18 protein-coding genes and 1 pseudogene are annotated in these 19,965 nt (G+C 69.7%); 12 read left to right on the top strand and 7 right to left on the bottom strand.

The window, feature by feature from the left end:
* Positions 1-49: 49 nt before the first annotated feature.
* A complete protein-coding gene (locus HG542_RS35045; protein WP_229922739.1) occupies positions 50-313 on the bottom strand; it encodes a hypothetical protein in 264 nt (87 codons plus the stop codon).
* A gap of 10 nt (positions 314-323) precedes the next feature.
* On the opposite strand from HG542_RS35045, the gene HG542_RS35040 reads away from it, so the two are divergent.
* The 4 genes from HG542_RS35040 (at position 324) to HG542_RS14780 (ending at position 4,515) form a co-directional block, all read left to right on the top strand.
* Positions 324-560, top strand: a complete 237-nt coding sequence (locus tag HG542_RS35040; protein WP_229922738.1) for a hypothetical protein — start codon at positions 324-326, stop codon at positions 558-560.
* 332 nt (positions 561-892) lie between these two features.
* The gene (locus HG542_RS14790) at positions 893-1,426 is read left to right on the top strand and encodes a hypothetical protein (protein WP_171081501.1); all 534 of its coding nucleotides are present in this window, start codon (positions 893-895) and stop codon (positions 1,424-1,426) included.
* Positions 1,427-1,735: 309 nt separating this feature from the next.
* Entirely contained in the window at positions 1,736-4,069 is a 2,334-nt protein-coding gene (locus HG542_RS35670; protein WP_171081499.1) for a sensor histidine kinase, read from the top strand.
* Positions 4,066-4,515, top strand: a complete 450-nt coding sequence (locus tag HG542_RS14780; RefSeq protein ID WP_171081497.1) for a roadblock/LC7 domain-containing protein — start codon at positions 4,066-4,068, stop codon at positions 4,513-4,515. Before HG542_RS35670 ends, HG542_RS14780 begins: the two co-directional genes overlap by 4 nt.
* 115 nt (positions 4,516-4,630) lie before the next feature.
* Here HG542_RS14780 and HG542_RS14775 read toward each other — a convergent pair whose 3' ends face one another.
* On the bottom strand, positions 4,631-6,100 hold the full coding sequence (locus HG542_RS14775) for a glycosyltransferase family 4 protein (RefSeq protein ID WP_171081495.1): 1,470 nt from the start codon (positions 6,098-6,100) through the stop codon (positions 4,631-4,633).
* Between the two features lie 219 nt (positions 6,101-6,319).
* Here HG542_RS14775 and HG542_RS14770 point away from each other — a divergent pair, with 219 nt between their 5' ends.
* Positions 6,320-8,272 carry an ATP-binding protein gene (locus tag HG542_RS14770; RefSeq protein ID WP_171081493.1) on the top strand — a complete coding sequence of 651 codons (1,953 nt, stop codon included), beginning with the start codon at positions 6,320-6,322 and terminating at the stop codon, positions 8,270-8,272.
* 93 nt (positions 8,273-8,365) lie between these two features.
* On the top strand, positions 8,366-9,913 hold the full coding sequence (locus tag HG542_RS14765; protein ID WP_171081491.1) for a hypothetical protein: 1,548 nt from the start codon (positions 8,366-8,368) through the stop codon (positions 9,911-9,913).
* Between the two features lie 35 nt (positions 9,914-9,948).
* Here HG542_RS14765 and HG542_RS14760 read toward each other — a convergent pair whose 3' ends face one another.
* The 3 genes from HG542_RS14760 to HG542_RS14750 all read right to left on the bottom strand — a co-directional run bounded on the left by HG542_RS14760 (position 9,949) and on the right by HG542_RS14750 (position 12,941).
* Entirely contained in the window at positions 9,949-10,356 is a 408-nt protein-coding gene (locus HG542_RS14760; RefSeq protein ID WP_171081489.1) for a nuclear transport factor 2 family protein, read from the bottom strand.
* 225 nt (positions 10,357-10,581) lie between these two features.
* Positions 10,582-12,549: an ABC transporter ATP-binding protein gene (locus HG542_RS14755; RefSeq protein ID WP_171081487.1), complete on the bottom strand. Its 1,968-nt coding sequence runs from the start codon at positions 12,547-12,549 to the stop codon at positions 10,582-10,584.
* Positions 12,546-12,941, bottom strand: coding sequence for an ATP-binding cassette domain-containing protein (locus HG542_RS14750; protein ID WP_171081612.1), 396 nt, complete (start codon positions 12,939-12,941; stop codon positions 12,546-12,548). Before HG542_RS14750 ends, HG542_RS14755 begins: the two co-directional genes overlap by 4 nt.
* Positions 12,942-12,989: 48 nt before the next feature.
* Between HG542_RS14750 and HG542_RS35025 the strand changes: the two are divergent.
* Positions 12,990-13,241 (top strand): annotated as a pseudogene (locus HG542_RS35025) (hypothetical protein); the annotation flags it as partial.
* 796 nt (positions 13,242-14,037) lie between these two features.
* Here HG542_RS35025 and HG542_RS14745 read toward each other — a convergent pair.
* A complete protein-coding gene (locus HG542_RS14745; RefSeq protein ID WP_171081485.1) occupies positions 14,038-14,442 on the bottom strand; it encodes a hypothetical protein in 405 nt (134 codons plus the stop codon).
* A gap of 17 nt (positions 14,443-14,459) precedes the next feature.
* Entirely contained in the window at positions 14,460-15,128 is a 669-nt protein-coding gene (locus tag HG542_RS14740) for a chymotrypsin family serine protease (RefSeq protein ID WP_171081483.1), read from the bottom strand.
* Between HG542_RS14740 and HG542_RS35020 the strand changes: the two genes are divergently transcribed.
* From HG542_RS35020 to HG542_RS14720, 5 genes are all read left to right on the top strand, one after another.
* Positions 15,051-15,299: an SOS response-associated peptidase family protein gene (locus tag HG542_RS35020; protein WP_373313172.1), complete on the top strand. Its 249-nt coding sequence runs from the start codon at positions 15,051-15,053 to the stop codon at positions 15,297-15,299. The genes HG542_RS14740 and HG542_RS35020 overlap by 78 nt on opposite strands.
* 783 nt (positions 15,300-16,082) lie before the next feature.
* On the top strand, positions 16,083-17,573 hold the full coding sequence (locus HG542_RS14735) for an AbfB domain-containing protein (protein WP_308699101.1): 1,491 nt from the start codon (positions 16,083-16,085) through the stop codon (positions 17,571-17,573).
* A 43-nt stretch (positions 17,574-17,616) separates the two neighbouring features.
* On the top strand, positions 17,617-18,144 hold the full coding sequence (locus HG542_RS14730) for an RICIN domain-containing protein (RefSeq protein WP_171081481.1): 528 nt from the start codon (positions 17,617-17,619) through the stop codon (positions 18,142-18,144).
* Between the two features lie 31 nt (positions 18,145-18,175).
* The gene (locus tag HG542_RS14725; RefSeq protein ID WP_255315931.1) at positions 18,176-18,739 is read left to right on the top strand and encodes an RICIN domain-containing protein; all 564 of its coding nucleotides are present in this window, start codon (positions 18,176-18,178) and stop codon (positions 18,737-18,739) included.
* Positions 18,736-19,845 carry a hypothetical protein gene (locus HG542_RS14720; RefSeq protein ID WP_171081478.1) on the top strand — a complete coding sequence of 370 codons (1,110 nt, stop codon included), beginning with the start codon at positions 18,736-18,738 and terminating at the stop codon, positions 19,843-19,845. Before HG542_RS14725 ends, HG542_RS14720 begins: the two co-directional genes overlap by 4 nt.
* Positions 19,846-19,965 lie beyond the last annotated feature (120 nt).

The following is a 19,965-nucleotide window of genomic DNA, read 5'->3' as shown; positions in this document are numbered from 1 at the left end:
CACGACCAGGATGTGTCCCGGTCGTCACGCTGCCGCTGAGCAGCCGCGATCAGCCGCTCGACCACAGCCCGCACCGGGCCGGCGAGGTCCGGCTGCGGGCGAGCGCACCGGGCGGCGGGCAGAGGGAACGGTCCAGGGCCTCGAGGACCTTCGGGCCGCCGGGGTGGCAGATCCAGGAGGTGATGTCCGCCGTGGTCGGCCGGTGTCGGGCCAGAAAGCCGTGCACCTCGCCGGGCAGGTGCTTCTCGGCGGCGTCCGGGACGTCCGGGGCCAGGAACACTGCGGACCCGTCGGTCCCCAGGTGCGTGCCCATCAGGTGTTCGGTGGAAATCCAGCGAGCACAGCTCGACGGAGACCAGGACGGCCACCTGGTCCGGATGGCCGCGCAGATAGTCATGCACCCGCGCCAGTCCGGCGGCGCCCCCCGCACAGCCGAGGCCGAACAGTGGCATCCGGACCACATGCCGATCCAGGCCCACCTGCTGGACGGGGCCGGCGTCGAAGGACGCGACCGAGGCCCCGGTGGTGGTCGTGGCGATGGCCCCGACCACGTCGGGTGAGATCTCCGCCGCCTGAAGGGCGCGGGTCAGGGCCTGTTGGCCGACTTGACGGGCTATCGCCGCCCACGTCCGGTTCTACTCGCTGAAGTCACGAGGCTTACGGTATTCGGCCAACGGCAGGGGAGGTTGCGGTACTCGATGGTCCCGTGATGGTCCACGGTGACGTCGCCGCAATGCCCCGGGCAGGGCGTGCGGTGAGGCGCAGGGCGCACACCGGGGTGTGGGGACGCCACGATGCTCCTGACCGTCCAGGGAGGCGGTGCAATCCAAGATGTCAGTGGGTAGCCAAGTGGCGCTGTCCACACCGTGTTCGGGCTACGAAAGGACTCATCGTGATCGGCAAGCGCGGCGCAGTCGTCACCTTGTCCTCCCTCGTCCTGCTCGCGGCCACCGTCGCCGGGGCACCCGCGGCGCAGGCGCACGACCATACCGCCATGGACTGCACGGGCCAGGAGAACATCACCTACGGGCCGGGGCTCGGCCTGTCCTCCGCCGGGTCCGCCAAGGTCACCGTGGATGGGACCTACCACTGCACGGACGCCTCAGGTCACGGCATCACGGCCGCGTACCACACCGAGGGGGAGACCGGAGGAAGCTGTCTGCTCCTCTCCTGGAACCGGTCCCAGGAGATCCTGCACTACGCGGACGGTGCCACTACGGTCATCGCCTACCAGGCCGGGCCCTCTGTCCGCGCGGCGGGTGTCAACACCGCCCTGCTCAAGGGAACAGTCGTCGGCGGCCGCGGCAAAGGGGCGGCTGCCGAGAAGACCATCCAGACAGTGCCGGGCAGCCTTCCGACCGACTGCGTAATCGGTGGGGGCATCCAACACACCACGGCACTGACCCGGCTGAGCATCCATCCGTAGGGACGCGCCCCACGTCACCAGCGGACAGGTGCTGTTCGGCTTGACCTTGTGCGAATGTGGTGAGATGAAGCCGGACGATCGGTTTGGAAATGTCTCCTTTTGGTGACATGAGACGCGACCTTTGCCGCGGGACGCCGACGGCGCCGCTCCCTAGCGTGGTCGCCGATCATCATGAACATTCCCCTGAGCAACCCCTCGCGACCGGACCCGGGCGAGGACGGCACCCGCACCGCCCGGAGTCGGCCACACCGCGGTGACGGCCCCCTGCGGCTCCTTTCCCGCCCGCGCCACTGGCGCCTGAGGACTCGGATGACGCTCGTCCTCGTACTCCCCGCAGCCCTCTGTATCAGCCTCGCCGTGCCCCGGGTCACCCACTCCCTCGACAAGGCCGAGCAGTTGACCCGCACCGAGGCCACCGTCCGCCTCGTCGTCTCGGCCACCACACTCGCCCACGCCCTGGAGAACGAACGCGACATCGCCGCACTCACCCCGGGCAAGCCCGGCGACGCCGTGCGCGAACACCGCGCCGCAACCGACCGCGCCCTGATCGCCTTCCGCTCCCGGGCGCAGGACACCCACGGCGACGTGCGCGTCACCCAGCGCGTGGCCGACGCCGAGTCCGCACTGCACGCGTTGACGGACGTCCGCGACAAGGCCTTCACCGACGCCATGGACACCGTCGCGAGCCAGACCGCCTACTCCGACCTCGTCCTCCCGCTGCTGAGCCTGGGCACGGAGGCTAACCACGGCGGCGACACGGCCTCCACCGAAGGGTGGGCGCTGTACGCGCTGTCCGTCGGCAAACTGTCCCTGTCCAGCGAACGCGCCCTGCTGAACGCCGCCATCGCCCACGGGCGCGTCACCCCCGACGTGGCCGCGGCCCTGCTGGTCTCCCAGGGCTTCCAGGACATCGCCCTGCGCCAGTTCCGCTCCGCCGCCGTCCCCCAGGACGCGGCGGCCTACCAGCGCATCGCCCAACACCTCGCGGAGACCGGCACCATGGCCCGTACCGCCGCGGCCGCCGCCCAGCGCGATACCAAGGGCGACAGCAGGGGTGCCGCGCCGGCGCTGCAGGCACAGGAGTGGCACCGGACCGCCAGCCAGGCCCTGGAGGGCCTGCGCACGGTGGAGTCCGAGGTCACCGGAAGAATGCTCGACTCCATCGCGGCGGCGAAGGCACAGGCCAGGAAGGACGCCGCCCTGGACAGCGCGTTCGTCGCCGTGGCCCTGGGCCTGTCCCTGCTGGTGGCGGCCGTCGCCGCACACTCGCTCGTCAGCCGGCTGCGACGGCTGCGCCGCGCCGCCCTGCAGGCCGCCGAACATCAACTCCCGGCCCTGGTCGCCTCGATCTCCCAACAGGCGCCGGGACAGGTGGATTTGAGCACGGAACCCGTCGACCTCGGCACCCGAGACGAGGTCGGGGACGTCTCCCGGGCCTTCGACGCCGTCATCCACGAGGCCGTGCGTCAGGCCGCCGACCAGGCCATGCTGCGCAAGAGCGTCAGCGCGATGCTGGCCTCGATGGGCCGCCGCAGCCAGCTCCTGGTCTACCGCCAACTCGAAATGATCTCCGAACTCGAGCGGAACGAGGCCCACCCGGCGAAGCTGGAGGGCCTCTTCCGGGTCGACCACCTGGCCACCCGCATCCGCCGCCACTGCGAGAACCTGCTGGTCCTGGCCGACGAGCGCCCCGGCCGGGTGCACGCCGTCCCCGCGCCGCTGCTGGACGTCGTCCGGGCCGCGGCGGCCGAGGTCGAGCAGTTCACGCGCGTACGCATCGGGGATCTGCCGGACGTGCACATCACCGGCCCCGCCGTGCACGACGTCAGCCATCTGCTCGCCGAGCTGCTGGAGAACGCCACCCAGTACTCCGGGCCCGCGGACCCCGTCCAGGTGACCACCGGCGCGAGCCCGGCGGGCGGCACCGTCGTCAAGATCCGCGACCGGGGCGTCGGCATGCCCGCCGCCAAGGCGGCGGAGCTCAACGCCCGCCTGAGCGACCCGCCCCTGGTGGACGTGGCCACCACGCGGCAGATGGGTCTGTACGTGGTCAGCCGGCTCGCCGAACGGCACGGCATCGACGTCGTGTTGTCGTGCAAGGGCGTCGGCTGCACCGTCGCGGTGGAGCTGCCGCCGGCCCTGCTCGTGGCCGGCCCGCCGCACCGCGGCGCCGGTGTCCACCGTCCCGAGCGGCAACCCACCGACACGCAGGAGATCCCAGTGGTGCCCGACACCCCCACGCCTGCCGGCCCCGTCCGGCCAGGTCCGGCCGCGCCCGGTCCCATGCCACCCGAAGGAGCACCGGCACCCCGGAACGCGGCGGCGGACGGCCAACTGCCGCTCCCGCGCGGCCCCGTAGCGGCGCCCGGCGCCGAGCAGCCGACCGGTGCCGGCCTGCCGCGCCGCGTGCCGCGCGCCACGCTCGGCGGCACGAACACCGCGCAGAAGAAGGACGCGCGCACCGAGATGCCCTCGCGCACCGGCTTCTCGCCCGGCGAACTGCGCGGCCGCATGGCCGGGTTCCACAGCGGGGTGCGCAGGGCCAGGGACGAGGGCGGCGCCGCCGGCGTGCCGCGCACCCAACGCGTACCACCACGTCGACACGACGGACTGCCGACACACGAGGAGGACATGGGCGCATGACGACGGACGGAACGCTCCACGCAGTGGACCCGCAGACCGCGGCCGACGATGTGACCTGGCTGATCCGGAACTTCGTCCATGCGACACCCGGTGTCCGGCACGCCGTCGCCGTGTCGGCGGACGGCCTGGTGCTCGCCGCCGCCGGCACCGGCCTCGGCGGGGAGGCCGCGGAACGGCTGGCCGCCGTCGCGTGCGGGCTGGTCTCGCTCACCCGCGGCGCGGCCGAGGTGTGCGGGACGGGCTGGGTCAACCAGACCGTGGTGGACATGGACGGCGGCTTCCTGTGCACGATGACGATCTCGGACGGCTCCGCGCTCACCGTGCTGACCGGCGCGGGCTGCGACATCGGGCTCGTGGCCTACGAGGCGGCCCGGCTCGTGGACCGCGTCGGTGAAGTCCTCACCCCGGAAGTACGGGTGGGGCTCCGCCGGATGCTCATGGACTGATGGATTGGCGGACTGACGGGCTGGTGGACTGACGGGCTGACGCGGACTGGGGGCGCTGAAGGGAGGAGGCGTCCCCGCACCGCAGCGGGGGCGCCTCCCTGCGGGCCGGCCGGTATCAGCCCACGCTCTGCGAACGGACCAGGCGTCGGCGCTGGTGCCAAGGAGCCCGGGCGGGCCGCGCGTCGGGCGACCATCCGGTGGAGCCGTCGTAGCGCGGACTCACCGCCCACGGCTGCCGGCTCCTGCCGGTGCTCTGCAGCCTGCCGCCGGGCGCCTGGGCCGTGATGTCACCGTAGGACGGCCGGAACTCCGGAAGCAGCGTCACCGGCGTCGTCTGCATGGCCGCGTCCACCAGGGCCTGACCGCCATGCTCCCAGGAGTACTGCCTGAGGAATTCGTACAGCCGCCCGGCGTTCTCCCAGCGCCGGTCCAGGTCGGCATCCAGCGCCGCTATCGCCTGGGCCCACGCCTCGGCGCGACGGGCGCCCCGTACGATGCACGGCTCGCCGATGCCGTCGGGCGCCTTGCGCAGGAAGCCGGCCGCGCCGCTCTCCTCGTTCACCAGGACGGGCACGCCCCGTCCGGCTCCCTCCGTGGCCACCAGGCCGAACCCCTCGTGCAGGGAGGGCATGACGATGGCGTTCACCCCTTCGCGGTCGGCCCGGAGTTCGGCCGGGTCCGTGGAGAAGGGCAACAGGGTGACCGCTCCGCGTGCACCGTACTTGTCGACGATCCCCTGCCATTCCCTGTACTGCTCGGGCTGCTTGACGGGATGCGGACCGCCCCGCACCGTCAGATGCACGTCACGCGTCATGCCGTACTGGTCCCGCGACTTCCGCAGCAGACCGACGGCCTCGATGGCGCCCTCGACGCCCTTGATCTCGTCCGTGGCCCGCCCGGGCAGCAGCAGCCTGAGGGTGTCCCCGCCATGCGGGCCCGCGACGCGCTCACCGATCTCCGTACCGGGGATGAACTCGTGCAGGGCCGGGACCCGGACCACCTGCTCCGAGAGTCGTCCGGCCTCGGCGGTGAGCAACTCGCCGACACCGGTGACGACATCCGCGCGCCGCATGACGCTCCGTTCGATCGCGGCGTTGCGGGCGCCCTTCTCCCACCGGCCCTTGATCCAGTCCAGGCGTACGGGGCTGGTGTGCAGGAAGTGCACGAGGCGGGCTCGCGGATACCACCGGTCGCGCAGCGCCGCCGCTGCCGGGCCCGAGAACCGGGAGTGCCCGATGATGATGTCGAACGGGTTGCCGTGCGACGACGGCAGACCGTATGCCGCCGGGTTGCGCCGGACGAGTTCCTCCAGCGCCTCGCGCGGTTCCATGCCGGCCTTCGACGGCTTGACGTTGATGACGAAGGCGTTTCCGTGCTGCTCGTCCATCCGTTGCTGGCTGTAGGCCGGGTCCGGGTCGACGGTGAGCAGCGTGACGTCGTGATGCACCGCCAGCCCTCGGGCGAGCTCCATGTTGAAAACTGGTACGCCGCCCAGGCCGAGTCCGCTGACATCGGACACCAGAAGAATGCGCCGGCGCGGTGCGGGGGACGGGGAGCCGGCCTCGTCCACGGGATTCTGTTGCATATGACCTCGATCGCGATCGTGCGGGGTGGTCTTTATGCAGCCCCAGCCTCTGCGGCAGCCCGGCAGCGCACCAGAGCACAATGGCCCTTCACCGTCCCGGATCTGTGTCAACTTTCGGCATCACGTGATCGACTCCGGCCGACAGACCGACGACGCTTCCCGCGCCTAACCTCGCCCCAGGCGTCACGTGCCCAGACCGTCGGAGGACACCGCTTTCCCATGACCCAGAGCCTGTTCGAGGAACGACTCACGGTGGCGGAGGAGCGGCTGCGCCGCCTCTACCTGCGACATGAAGGCGGTGAGGGGTACGACGGGCATGAAGGGGTGCAGGACGCCGGCGGCCCGCACCCGTGGCCCGGACCGGCACGCCTGGCGGAGCTGGCCGCCGAAGGCGATCGACTGGCCTGCTTGCGCAAGGAGTTCGCGCTGTCGGAGCGGGAAGCGGACCTGCTGGTCACCTGTCTCCTCCCGGAGATCAACCCGATCTGCGGCTCCGCCTTCCGCTTCCTGAGCGGGCTCCCCACCTCCCGGCCCACCGTCTCCGTCGCCCTCTCCGTGCACGGCATCGCCGTACCGGACGCCATCGGCGACGGACTGCTGCGCGAGGGTTCCGCCCTGCTCGAAGGCGGGCTGGTGACCTACGGTGCTCCCGACGCGGCCTTTCCCGAGCGGGTGTTGAACGTCCCCGACCGGCTGCTGGACTTCCTCGCCGGCCGCGATACCGGCCGTAGCACCGGCGGTGGCACGGGCCGTGGCACCGGACCCACAGCCGCAGGCCGGTGGCTACGGGTCCTGCCGGCCCGCCCCGACGATCCCCGACGGCCCCACTGCGACGGCCCCGCCCGAGCCCTGCAGGAGGCCCTCGCCGCAGACCCGTACCGCACCCGGTACCTCCGGCAGGGCATCCACGGTGAAGCCCTGCCCGCCGCCGTCGCGGCGCTCGCCCCGCTGGGGCGGGTCCCCCTGCTCATCGACCCCGACGCCCTCGCCGCCGGTGAGGAGAGCCCGGCGCGGCTCGCCGACCGGACGGCCCTGGAGGCCCGGCTGCTCGGCGCCGCCGTCCTCGTCCCGCTCGCCCCGCCCGGCACCGCCGCACCCGAACGCGCCGACCTGCTCCAGCGGTTCGTCACCTCCCTGGACGACGCCCCCGTTCCGCTGCTGCTGTACGGCAGCACGCCCTGGGCCGCGTACGAGTGGGACGCGCCCCTGCCCGCCGAGACCGACCTGCGCCCCGCCGACGCGCGCGGCCCCCGCGACCGGCTCGGTGCCGCCGCCTCCGCCGCCGTCGAACGCGTCCACCGCACCGCCGCCCTCAACGCGGCAACCCCCGCGGCGGACGAGATCCGCACCGCCGCCCGGCTGCGCTCCGCCGCCGAACTCGGGGCGCTGGCCCGGCACATCACCCCCGCCGTCGAACGCCAGGACCTCGTCCTGCCCGACACCGTACGCGCCCGCCTCGACATGCTGGTGGCCCGCGTCCGCCACCGCGAGGCCGTCTTCCACGGCTGGGGGCTGCGCCGGGGCGGCGGCCGGGGGCAGGGCACCACCGCCCTGTTCGCGGGCGAGTCCGGCACCGGCAAGACGATGGCTGCCGAGGCGGTCGCCTGCGAACTCGGCCTCGACCTGTACGTCGTCAGCCTCCCCTCCGTCGTCTCGAAGTACATCGGCGAGACCGAGAAGAACCTGGAACGCATCTTCTCCGCCGCCGACAACCTCGACGCCGTCGTCCTCTTCGACGAGGCCGACTCCATGTTCGCCAAACGCGGCGAGGTCAAGGGCTCCAACGACCGCCACGCCAACATGCAGAGCGGCTACCTGCTCCAACGCCTCGAAGCCTTCGACGGCTTGGCCGTCCTGACGACGAATCTGCGCGCCAACATCGACACCGCCTTCACCCGCCGGTTCGACGAAGTGGTGCACTTCGACAGCCCCGGCCCCGACGTGCGCGCACGCCTGTGGCACTCCCTTCTGGGCGCGGCAGCCGACGGGCTCCCCGTCGAGACCCTCGCCGAGGCGTACGACCTGGCCGGCGGCAGCATCCGGGCCTGCGTCGAGAGCGCCGCCTTCGCGGCCGCCGCCGCGGGACGCGCACTGACGGGCGAGGATCTGCTGCACGGCATCGAGACCGAGTACGGCAAGCTGGGGCGCCTCTTCACGCGGGTGGAGGTCTAGTGTCCGGCGACATGTTGCGCCCCTTCGGGGCACGCCTCTCCACGGTGCCCCGCCGTTCCGGCCGCCCCTCGGGAACCCACAGGTGATTCGCTGATGTACAAGCCCCGCCCCGAAACAGCACTCCGGCCCACCGCCGGGCGCCGCCCGCCCGGCGCGATGGCGCCCGCACTCGACCCGGCCGCAGCGGCCGGCACCCCCTTCGAGCAGGCGCGCCGGCTGCTCGAAGCGGCGGACAACGACTGGTCGGCCGCGAAGGAACGCTACGCCGGCGCCGGCCAGGCACCGGACCGCATGTGGAGCCTGTTCCACTACCGCAAGGTCTACATCGACGCCAAGCTCCTCGAACTCCGCTCCCGGCACCCCCAGTTGCGCATCCGCTCCGTCGGCAGCGCCAACCCCACCTCCGACTACGACATCACCGTCAGCGGCCCCGGGGCCGCGCAGGCGGTCGCGGAGTTCAACGAGGGCTTCCGCCGCGAGTGGGGCAAGGAGTCGGCCACCGTCTTCGACGTGAACCTCTACGTCAAGGACTTCATGCCCGAGCGCGGCAACTTCGCCTTCCCCTACGCCCCCGGCACCCCCGGGCTGCGCTGGACGGACACGGAACTGCTGGCGCCGCTGAACGGCGACCCGCGCAGAGCCCGCTCATGGAAGCAGCGGGACGGCGGCACCTGGGAACCGGACGGCGCCCGCCGGCTCGACCCGGAACGCCCCGACTCCGGCATCGTCGAGCCGCGCGACCCCCTCGCCCGGGCCGTCGCGGAAGCCGACCAGGACATCGCGGCCCTCAGCAAGCTCCGCAAGTACATGGACGGTGCCGAATGGCACGCGTACGTCGAGCAGTTGGGGAACCTGGTACCGCAGAGCGCCCGCGAGGAGATCCTGCGCCGCCACCGCACGGCCGAGGCCGTCCACCACCGCGCCACCGCAGAACTCGCCGGCCGGCTGCGGACAGAGACCGCCCACGCGCGACCCGGGAGCACCGACGAGGCCTATATCGAGGAGCTGGAACACTCCCGCCCCGACGCCGTCGTACGCGCCCGCAACCTCATCTACGCCGAGCACGCGGCCCAACTGCGCACCGCCCAGGAACGTCACGACGCCGCCCCTTCCGACGCGCTCGCCCTGGACATCCGACGGCGCACCAGCTACGCGCTGTGGCACGCGATGGAGGCCTACCACTCCCAGGGGGCCGTTCTCGACGTCGTCGGCAAGCAGGCCAAGAGCGACGTGACGGTCACCGGCGCGCACTACCTCCAGTCCTTCAACGAGCAACTCGGCGACCTGCTCAAGGACCTGAAGCACTACGGCGACGCCGGTGAGGCGTTCTACCGCAGCGCCAAGTACCTCCAGCGCATGGTCGCCGCCGCCCACCGCGCCCTGGCCGCCACGGGCGCCGCCCTGGACGACGAGCACCTCGCGCTGCTGACCCAGCTGGAGGAGATCAGCTCCGCAGACGGCACCCTGCTGGCGATCCGCGGCAGCCGCGAGGACTACGCACCGGCCTCCGCCGAGGACAAGTCCGGGATCGCCACGGGTATTTACGGCCGGACACTCGGCATCACCGACAAGGCTTCGCTGCGCAGGGCGGTGCTGGAACTGGGGGCGAGGGTGAATGCGGCGGTGAGGGGACGGGGGTAGACGTGTGCGTGTGAAGGGTGGCACAGGGGACAGGTTCACTGATCCAGCAGCGCAAGGGCCCAGTTCTGGGTGTCGGCGTACTCGCGCATGCTGACGATCTTGCCGTCGCGGACGGTGAAGACGCCGCTGTTCTTCTGGTCGTACGGCCGTCCCGTCCTGCCCGTGGCCCAGGAGTCCCACTCGGCGAAGACCTGCTCGCCCTCGCCGAAGAGGTTGGTGACCTTCAGGCCGACCTCCTTCTCCGGGTCGAGGTGGGCGAAGGCGGTCGCGAGGAATCCGTTGATCACCTGGTCCCGTCCCTGCCAGGTGCCGGAGATCGGGAGGTCGCCGCCGTACCAGCAGCTGCCGTCCTCGGCCCAGGAGTCCCGGATCGCCGCCTGGTCACCGGCCGCCAGCGCCTCGAAGTAGCGCCGCACGACATCCTTGGGCTCGTTGCCGGTCATGACTCCCACACCCTTCCTCGTTCCCGGGCGGCTTCTCCGCCCGGCACACCCAAGCCAACTCGCCGGTGGAGCGGGCATCAAGGCGTGATCCGCGCAGGCAGCGATCACGGATCGCGATCAGGGAGCCGCACGCTGATCGTCGGCCGCGCGTTGCGGGCGGACGAAGGGCGTGGTGCTCGCCCGCCCCCAACGCGCGGTATCTCCTCTGCCTTTCGGCGTCAGGCGTCAGGCGCCTGCGGGCTCACCCTTCCTGGCAGCGGGAACGGTCCCGTTGCCGTACTGGGCGGCCTGCAGTTCGTACAGCTCGCGGTAGTGGCCGCCGGTGAGGGCCATCAGCTCGGCGTGCGCGCCGGATTCGAGAAGGCGTCCCTGGTTGAGGACGTAGATGACGTCCGCGGTGGCGGTGGCGGCGAGCCGGTGCGTGATGAGCAGCACGGTGGTGATGCCGTCATCGGTGAAGGAGCGCAGCGACTCGAACATCTCGATCTCGGCCTTGGGGTCGAGCGCGGCCGTCGGTTCGTCGACGATCAGCAGGTCGCGTTCCCGGTAGACGGCACGCGAGACGCCGATGCGCTGCCACTGGCCTCCCGAGAGCCGTACGCCGCGTTCGAAGTCCTTGACCGCGATGGAGTCCCACCCGTGGGGCAGTTCCTCGACCACCGTGCGGATGTCGGCCCGCTCGGCTGCGGCTTCGATCTTCCCCTGGTCCAGCGGCCGGTCCGCGTCGCCGATGTGGATGTTGGCCCGGACGGTCATCGGCCAGCAGTCGACGTCCTGCGGGAGCAGGGCGACCCGGTCGAAGACGCTTTCGCGGTTGGCCTCGCGGACGTCGGTGCCGTTGTAGGAGACCGTGCCCGCGGCGGGCAGGTAGAGGCCGGCGATGAGGCCGGCGAGCGTGGTCTTGCCCGACCCGTTCTCACCGACCAGGGCCACCACCTTGCCCTTGGGGATGGTGAGCGAGACCTCTCGGAGGGCGTCGCGTTCGGCGCCGGGATAGCGGAAGGTGACGTCCTGGAGGACGACTTCGACGCCCTCGCCCTGGACGCTGACGCCGTCGTCGGGAATGGCGTGCCGGGTGCCGAGCTTGATGGAGTTGTTCATGTCGGTCAGGTACAGCGATTCCTCGCACATGCGGTTGAGCTGGGAGACGATCTGGTTGAGGTAGCCGGTGGCATTGCGGATCGCCAGTACAGCTGTTCCGGCCGCGGCCAGTGGCATTCCGCCGGCGACCAGCAGCCACCACAGCAGCCCGTAGGCGATGATGCGGGCGGTGCCGGACATGGCGGCCGTGACGATCTCCGTCCTGGCCTCGGCGCGCGCCAGGCGGGCCTTCTCCGCCGCTGCGGTGCGGCCCATGTCCTCCTGGGCGTGGATCAGCAGCCGCCCCGCGCCGTGGACCCGTAGTTCGGGGGTGGCACCGGCCCGGGTGATCGGCCAGAGCAGGACGTCGGTTGCCCGGCGGTGGTCGATCCAGGCGTGCTGGGAGGCGTAGGCGCGGCGCATCACGATGACCGCGCCCCACCAGCGTGGTGCCGCGATGAGCAGGAGCGCGGCGACGAGCAGGGGATGCAGTGCGGCGAGGACGATACCGGCGGCGCCGAGGCTCATCAGGCCGCTGATGATCGATACGGAGTTCGACAGCATGCGCCGTACGGAGTCGGTTCCGTACTGGCCGAGGGCGAGTTGGCGGTGGATGTCCTTGTCCTCCATCGCGGACATCTCAACCCGCGTCATCATGCCGTAGTAGGCCGTCCGGCACGACAGCTCGATCTTCGGGTAGAGACGCCCTTCGATCTGGACGATCAGACAGCCCAGGAGCACTGTCCCGGCCGAGGAAGCGCCGCCGAGCAGCAACGCGGGCAGGGCCTCGCGCAGCTTGGCCGGGGTGGGCCCGTCGGCGAAGAGGTGCACCAGCACCTGGTTCGTCGCCACGAGCAGGAAAGCCGACATGGCGCCGGAGGCCAGCTGCGCGGCCACCAGCACCGCCAGGGCGCGGGGGTCCTCACGCCACGCGATCCGGCCGATCATCGCGAGCATGCCGGGGAATTGACGGGCCATGGCCCAGAAGCTCATGCGCAACAACGGGTCGGAGTACTTCGCCCATGCCTTGTCGTGCCGCAGCGCGCCGGAGAACAGCAGCTTCTCGCTCTCCGACAGCGGCGCCCGCTTCGTGTCCGTCTTCGTGTCCGTCACCGGCTCCCCCCTTGGTCCGGGCCGAGTTCGTGGAGTTCCTGGAAGAGCCCGCCGCCCTTGGCGAGCTGCTCGAATGTGCCGTGCTCGACGATGTTCCCCTTGTCCATGACGATGATCCGGTCCGCGACCCTGGTGTTGGCCAGGCGGTGCGTGACCACCACCGTGATCCGGCCCGGGGCGATCTCGCGCAGCAGCTGGAACATCCGGTGCTCGCCGCGCGGGTCCATGTCCGAGGTCGGCTCGTCCATGACGACCACGGCCGGCCTCCGGTACAGGACGCGGGCGCAGGCGATGCGCTGCCACTGCCCGCCCGACAGCGAGACTCCGCCCCACAGCTCGGTGGCGAGCAGGGTGTCCAGGCCGTGGGGGAGTTCCTCGAAGGCTGTCCGCATCCCCACCGGCTGCTGATCACTGAATCCGCCGTGGGGACGGGCACGCAGTTGCTACGGTGCGGCCGTGACGCTCTCCGTGCCAAAACTGTCGATCTCCGCCGCGAGCCGGTGGACGAGGTCCTGCACAGAGTCGAGCAGTCATTGAAGGTGAGACTCGACCGGCGAACGGTCGTGCGCAAATGCCGGTCCGTCGGGGCCCGAACCGACCGCGACACGTGGGTGCGCATCGAACGGCGCGGGGTCGATCGCATCGGTGCCCAAGGGGGGAACGGCCCGGAGGCGGCTGCGATCCTCACCGGCCGGAGCCATGCCGACAATACTGCCTGGAGCTCTACGACCGCCGCGTGATCCAGTGCCTCGCCGGCCCGCCCGACATGAAGCCGCACCGCCTCCGCGCTCACCGTGTAGCCCACAGCCTCCCGGGCGGGCGACGTCACCACATCACCGTGGGACAGCACCCGCAGGAGCGCAGCAGCCCGTGGAGACAACGGAGTCGACAGCGTGCCGTCGCGAGCCAGCCGTTCAAAATGCTGAGGGCGTACTGGGGAACCGATCTCCTTGTAGAAGTCCCGGATCGCATCATCCAGTCCCGTGGTCGGCGGTTTGGCAGGAGCAGTGCTCACGAACGCCTCCACCAGCTCCGGCACGGGAACCTCCGTGCCCAACCGCTCCGCAGGTACGACCTTGTCAACGTCCACGCGCACCACCGACGGGGCGATGAGCGTACGGGTATAGCCCTGCTGGACCTTCTTGGCGTGCAGCTCGCGCAGCGAAGCAATCGCACGGTGTGCGGCATTCGGCTCGACGGGGTGGCTGGGGCGCAGGGTGCGGCCGGGCCGCCCGTAGAGGCCGTGGTTGGTGTGGATGTGGCCGGTCGCGGATGCTACGGCCGTCACCTGGTACCCCGTTCCGTCCTTGCCCAGCCGGAACCTCACCACCACTGTCGGCGTGACGCTCCTCAAGGTCCTTGCCAACTGCCGTGGTGCCGCAGTCTGGACAGACGTGGATCGGCACGTCCGGTAGCCCGAGCACAAGCCCCGGCACAACACGCTCCGTTAGGCGCCACATCCGTGGACAAGTCGGTCCGCCATGAGGCTCATCGTGGTGAAGGCTTCAGATCCCATCCGGTGGAGGCATCGACGAGCCGCCGGCTGCCGAGCGTGGAGTGGAGGGTGACGCTGACCTGATTGATGCTGCCGGCTTCGTTGTCGCACGGCACCTTCAACTCCATGCCCCTCTCCAGCCTCAGTATGACGGTGCCGGAGGACTCCTGGGCGACAAGCTGCGGTCGGGCGCCGTCGCAGTGGGGATACCAGCTTGTCTCGACGGAAACGGTGCGGTCGTCATCACTGAGCCACACTTTGTCGATCAAGCTCGTGTGGCGGGCATGGTGGTTTCGGTAGTCCCATCGCCACCATGCAGTCACCACGACGGCGATGACGGCGACGGCGCCCACGATCCACAGTGCGCGTATGGCGCGCTTGCGCTGCCCAGGGTCCACGGTTCACACTCCGGCGTCTATCCGGTGACGAGGGTCCACTTCAGGGTCTGAAGCGTCTGGTAGACGGGAACGTAGTACGCGGCCGTGAAACACCACGGCGTGCGCACGTGCCCGTCGAGCACAGTGTCCGCGTTCAGCGACGACGGGCACGTGGTCGTCTTCTCGAACGCCGTGATCGTGCCGCGTGCCTCGTCGTCCGAATAGTTGTTGACTCCTGCGAAGACCGGCCCACCACTGTCGCCGTTGACCCCGGCGACCTGGTCGGGCGAGTACTGGCTGACGGCCGCACGGTCGGTGATCGGGCTCCAACTGCCGTTGGAGCCGGCAACGCCGATGTCGGTGTCCGTGATCTTGATGTTGCAGTGGACGCCGCCGTTCGCACCGTCGGTGCACACGTAGTCGCCGACGTTGTTGTGACCGTAGCCGACGACCCGCTTGGCGAAGCCGTCGGTCCTGTACGCCTCCCCGTCGTACAGGAATCCGCGCGACTCGGCGCCGTGGAGCGCGATGCCCACGGTGTCGGTGCCCAAGTCACTCTGCTGCCGGTCGCTGGTACCGACGTTCTCGGCACCTTCCCAGGTCTGCCAGTAGCCCTCCTCCCCGTCGCAGTGCCGGGCGGCGGAGAGCATGAACGCGCCGCTGCGGTCCTTGACGGGGAACCCGCCGACGCCGCCGGACGGATCCACCCCCGCATGCCGTTGGCCATCGCCCCGAACGACTGGGGGATCTGGCTCGACCCGGGCAACCAGGACCCCGCCGAGGTCCGGGCGTTGCTGACTGCCCCGCGGCCGGGCGCCTGGACGCCCGGGCGGTGCCCACCGCCGTCAACCGCGTCAGCAACAACGGTCCCGAGCTGACCACGGCTGTACCTGATCCTGCCGCCCCGAACTGACCGACAGGCCGTGCGTCACTCGGTGACCTGCTGCAGCAACGGAGCGGTGTCCGGCAGCTCCACGTTTTCGTCGTCCTGCGGAGGGGAGGTTCCCCACCTCTTGTCTGGGATCGGTCTCGTTCGGCCGCGCATTCCGCTGATGCTGCTTGAGTGGGTGAGCTGCATGGCTGGGCGTCGAGATCCGGTCAGGCGCGGTGGTTTGCTTTGACCGGGCCGATGGGTGGACCAAGCGGTTGGCTTGCGTGGTCGGCAGATGGCGTGCGATGCCGTGGAACCCTCAACTTCGCTTGCGTTGCCCTGAATTGGCTGCTCACCTTCGGCGTGATTTGCGCACGAACGACAAACCCTCGTAGGGCCGTGGTTATAGAACCAGCCACGGAATGGCAAATTCCGGTGACGGAAATAAGATCGTTGTCGTGTGCAGGAAGGCTCGTTACGATCACGAGAGAACGGTCCGACGGCTTGAGGGGTGAGGAGGGGGAACCGGCGAACTGCACGTGCGCGTGGATGCAAGAGTGTTCGGCGCCACCCCGTGCTGCTCTCGGCCGTCGAGGACGTGCTGCCCGATATCGACTAGGGCGAGTTCGCATCCTTTCATGTCGTCGTGACCTCTCACGAGCCCTGCGATCTTTCGCCTTCCTGCACACATCACGTCGCCTCGCGCGGCGCCAGAGGGGTTACCGAAGCCACCATGCACAAAAGACATCACGCCTCCGCGCGCGTCCGGAAATTCGTCACGCGCGGTCTCGTGACCACCACCGCAGTCGCTGCCGTCACTGGAGCCCTCGTCCCGGGTACCGCTGTAGCCGCGCCCTCGAAGGCGTCCGCCCAGGCCGTCGGTATCGGCACGACCTATGAGCAGCGCCTCGATGCGGCGGCCAAGGTCGGCTACGAGCCGACTCCGGCGGAGCTCCAGCTCGGCGACTACGACTTCATCCACCTGCTGTGGCAAAAAGCCAGGGACGCGGGCGAGAAGCTGACGGCGGTGCGTACGGCTGCGGAAGAGGCCATGTTCAGTACCAAGGACGAGGACCGGGTGCGGTTCCTCACCACGGGAATCGGTGAGGCGCGCAGGCTCGACCAGAAGCGGGAGGACGAACGGGACGAGGCCGCCCGCGCAGCCAGGCTCGCCAAGTCTCAGGCCCTGGTCGTCGTCGGTATTCCGAGCAGCCCGGATCTGTTGGAGCTCAGCGACGACAATTTCATCCGCGCCGTCATGAAGCATGCGGCTGCCGGACCCGAGGTAAAGGCCGCATCAGCCAAGGCGCTGGCTGGAGAAGCGGCTGACTGGCGGGAGTTCATCGTCAACGGCCTCCGTGAGGCCCATAAGCGTGACGTTGAGAATGAGCTCAAGGAGATTGAGGAGAAGAACCGGCAGGAGGCTGAACGTAAGAAGGAGCTCGCTGCCCGCAAGAACGTTGCGGCGCTGTTCCGCACCACCCCGACCGAGGCAATGCTCGGCCTTGCTGACGACAACTTCATCCGCGATCTGCTGCGCACGGCACCCGCCGACCTCAAGGGCACCGAACTCTTCACAGCCGCCCAGCAGTCGGTGCTCAGCTCTGACCCCGGCGAGTGGAAGAAGTTCATCCACACCGGAGCCGACGCTGCGTACAAACGCGACGATGAGATTCGCCGCAAGAGGCTTGCCGAGGAGAACCGCAAGCTTGCTATGCGCATCCAGGCCGCGGCCGAGAACGGCGAGGTGAACCCCAACCTGGTCCAGGCAGCGAAGGACGCGCTGGCCGGTAGCGACGACGACATCGCCAGGTTTCTCAAGGAGGACAACCTGTACCGGGCGCGGCGGCAGTCCATTATGTCGTACTACGCCTCCGACTCCATGTTCTACCTGCGCCGGTCCAGTGCGGATGGTGACGGGGCCTACATCGCTCCTGCCAGACACTCGAGCAAGCAGGCGGTGCGTGAGGACGCGACCTGGGTCATCGTGCCGGCGCTGGCCAGCAACCCGGGCTGTTTCTCCTTCGAGTCGGTGAGCAAGCCCGGCTACTACTTGAGGAATCGGCACAACAGTGAGGATGTGCTGGTAGCCGGGGATGACGGCAGCCAGGAGTTCCGGGCGGACGCTTCCTGGTGCCCGCGGAAGGGCTCCTTCGAGCTGGCGAGCAGGCCTGACATCTGGCTGCAGTCCGTCAAGGGCCAGGTCTATGCATTGCCCGGACGGAGCAGCAGCGATGGCCTGTCCTGCTCCTGGCATGTCTCCGAGCCGCTCGCGCCCTGACGCGCCCTCCTGCGAACCCCCATTGAGAAGAACGGATCCCACCATGTCCCGGATCATCCGGGCCGGCCTGGCTGTCGGCCTCAGTATCGCCGCGCTGGCCAGCAGCGCGACCACCGCGCACGCGGACCAGCCCACCGACGCCTACGCATCGGTGCGTCTGAGGGCAGAGCACAGCGGCAAGTGCCTCACCATTGAGGACGGCCGCATCGGCGACGGAGCGTACGTCGTGCAGCAGTCCTGTGCCGAAGGCATGGACAACCAGGTCTTCCAGCTGCGCTCCAGCGGCCAGGGATGGATCTCCATACAGGCCAAGCACAGTGGGCGTTGCCTTGGCGTAGACGACAACGGGGACGTCAAACAGCTGTGGTGCTCCGACGCCACCAGACAGTACTGGCGAGTGATGCTCGTCGAGGTCGCCAAGGACCTGTACGAGCTGCGGCCGCTGCGGCCCTCGGAGCATCTCTGCATGATCATCCCGAACTCCAGCCAGGACGACGGCGTGAGGCCGGTGATCCATATCTGCAACGGAGCCAATAACACGCGCTGGCGGCTGGAGCCGACTGCCTCCTGACCCCCACCGCCTACCAGAAACGGATTTCACGATGGCTAAAATCTTTCGCTCCGCACTGGCTGTCTGCGCCGGTGCCGCTGCAGCGGCTGCCGGTACAACCACTGCACACGCTGTGCCGGGCGCTGCCGACCCCACGCCCGCCGGGACGGTTGTCAACCTCCGGTTGCCGGACACTGACATGTGTCTGGACCTCGTCGGAGACTCGACCACCAACGTCCTGAACGAGGCCAAGGCCATCCAGTGGGCCTGCGACGGTTCCGACTCGCAGCAATGGCGTGTGATCCCCGTCGACAACTCATCCTTCGAGCTCCGGTCCGTACGCAGCGACAAGTGCCTCGAAGTCGAGAACAGCGGCACCCAGGAGGGCGCGGATGTGCAGATCTGGACGTGCAGTGGGGGCATGCAGATGCGTTGGCAGCTCCCCCTCGTCGATCCCGTCAAGAAGCTCTACGAGTTCCGGGTCACGCACACCTACAACCGCTGCCTGCACGTTGACAACGGCGGGGACGGCGCACGGTTGAACGGCCTGCGAGTACGGTCGTACGCCTGCGACCAGACCAGGGGTCAGCTCTGGCAGATCAGGACGGTCAAATGACCGCAGGGAAACCAGCGTCGCGCGGACAGCGGTGGCTTGCCCCGTTCCTGACGGCCGGAATGCTGGCTGGCGCGTGGACCGCCGTCGCGGCTGCACCGGCCCGGGCCGACACACCGGCCGTGGTCGCCGCGATCGACCAGCCCCCGCCCATCAGAACCGCGGCGGCCCAAGCAGCGCGGGACCGTGTCCTGAAGATGGCGATGTCGAACCTCCCGTCCGAGATCCGCTCATCGGCGTGGCTGGCCCTGCGCAGTTCCCGCGGCGACGAGGCGATCGCGGAGTGGCTGGCTCCCGGTGGCGGTTTCGATGCTGCCATGCGACGTATGAAGGAGGCGAAGAACCTCAACCGCGCGTTCTGCGAGCGGGTGGCGGGTACGCACCCCGCGGAGTTCTCTCCAGCGGTGCACGCCGCGGCGGAACGCGCCTTGATGGGTTCGGACGCGGACCGGGCGGCGTTCGTCAAGTCCGGCTACGCCGAGGCGCAAAAGCGCGACCGGGCGGCCAGGGAGGCGGGCGCGCAGTACCGGCAGGAAGTCGTCGCGAAAGACCGTGGCTTCGTACGGAAGATCGCTGAGCACGACCCGGGCGAGCAGGTGCGGGTTGCGGCGCAGTGGGCTCTGCGGCCCGCGGCCACCGACGCGGACGTTGAGGAGTTTTTCGGCTATGGCTGGGCCGCGGGCGCGTCCTTGGACCTGGAAGCACACCGGCTGCAGGCCGCCGAAGCGGAGGCAGTGCGTCACCGCACCCTGGCGTTGCTGATCGGGAAGGCCGTGGCCGCCGAAGAGGCGCTGAAGGGTTCGACCGACGCGGCAAAGGCCCGGGCCGAGGCCGAAGAGGCATGGAAGTCGGTGGCCGGCCACGCCGACGCCGCCCGCAGGGCATGGCTGGCCGAGCAGGAAGCGGCCGCGGCGCAGGCGGAGAACTGGGCGAAGATCGCCAAGGCCGCCAAGGAGGACGCGGACGGACTCTGGAAGCACATCGCAGGGTCGGTCGAGACCAATCAGGATTCCTGGGCCAAGGAACAGGCGGACGCGGCCGATACAGCCACGTTCTGGAAGGACATGTTCGACCGGGCTCAGGACAGCGAGAACCGCGTGAAGGGCTGAATTCCCTTACGATTCCGAGGTTTCTCGCTTCATCTGACATCCCCTGCCCGCATGTGAAGGGCGGGGGATTTCTTTTTCTTTCACCAGGGAGTTCCCCTTGATAGGTAGATTTCGGCCCAA

The organism is Streptomyces morookaense, from assembly GCF_013030945.1.
Classification (GTDB): Bacteria; Actinomycetota; Actinomycetes; order Streptomycetales; family Streptomycetaceae; genus Streptomyces; species Streptomyces morookaensis.
The sequence above is the reverse complement of the archived record's forward strand: the minus strand, read 5'-3'. Positions and strand labels throughout refer to the sequence as shown.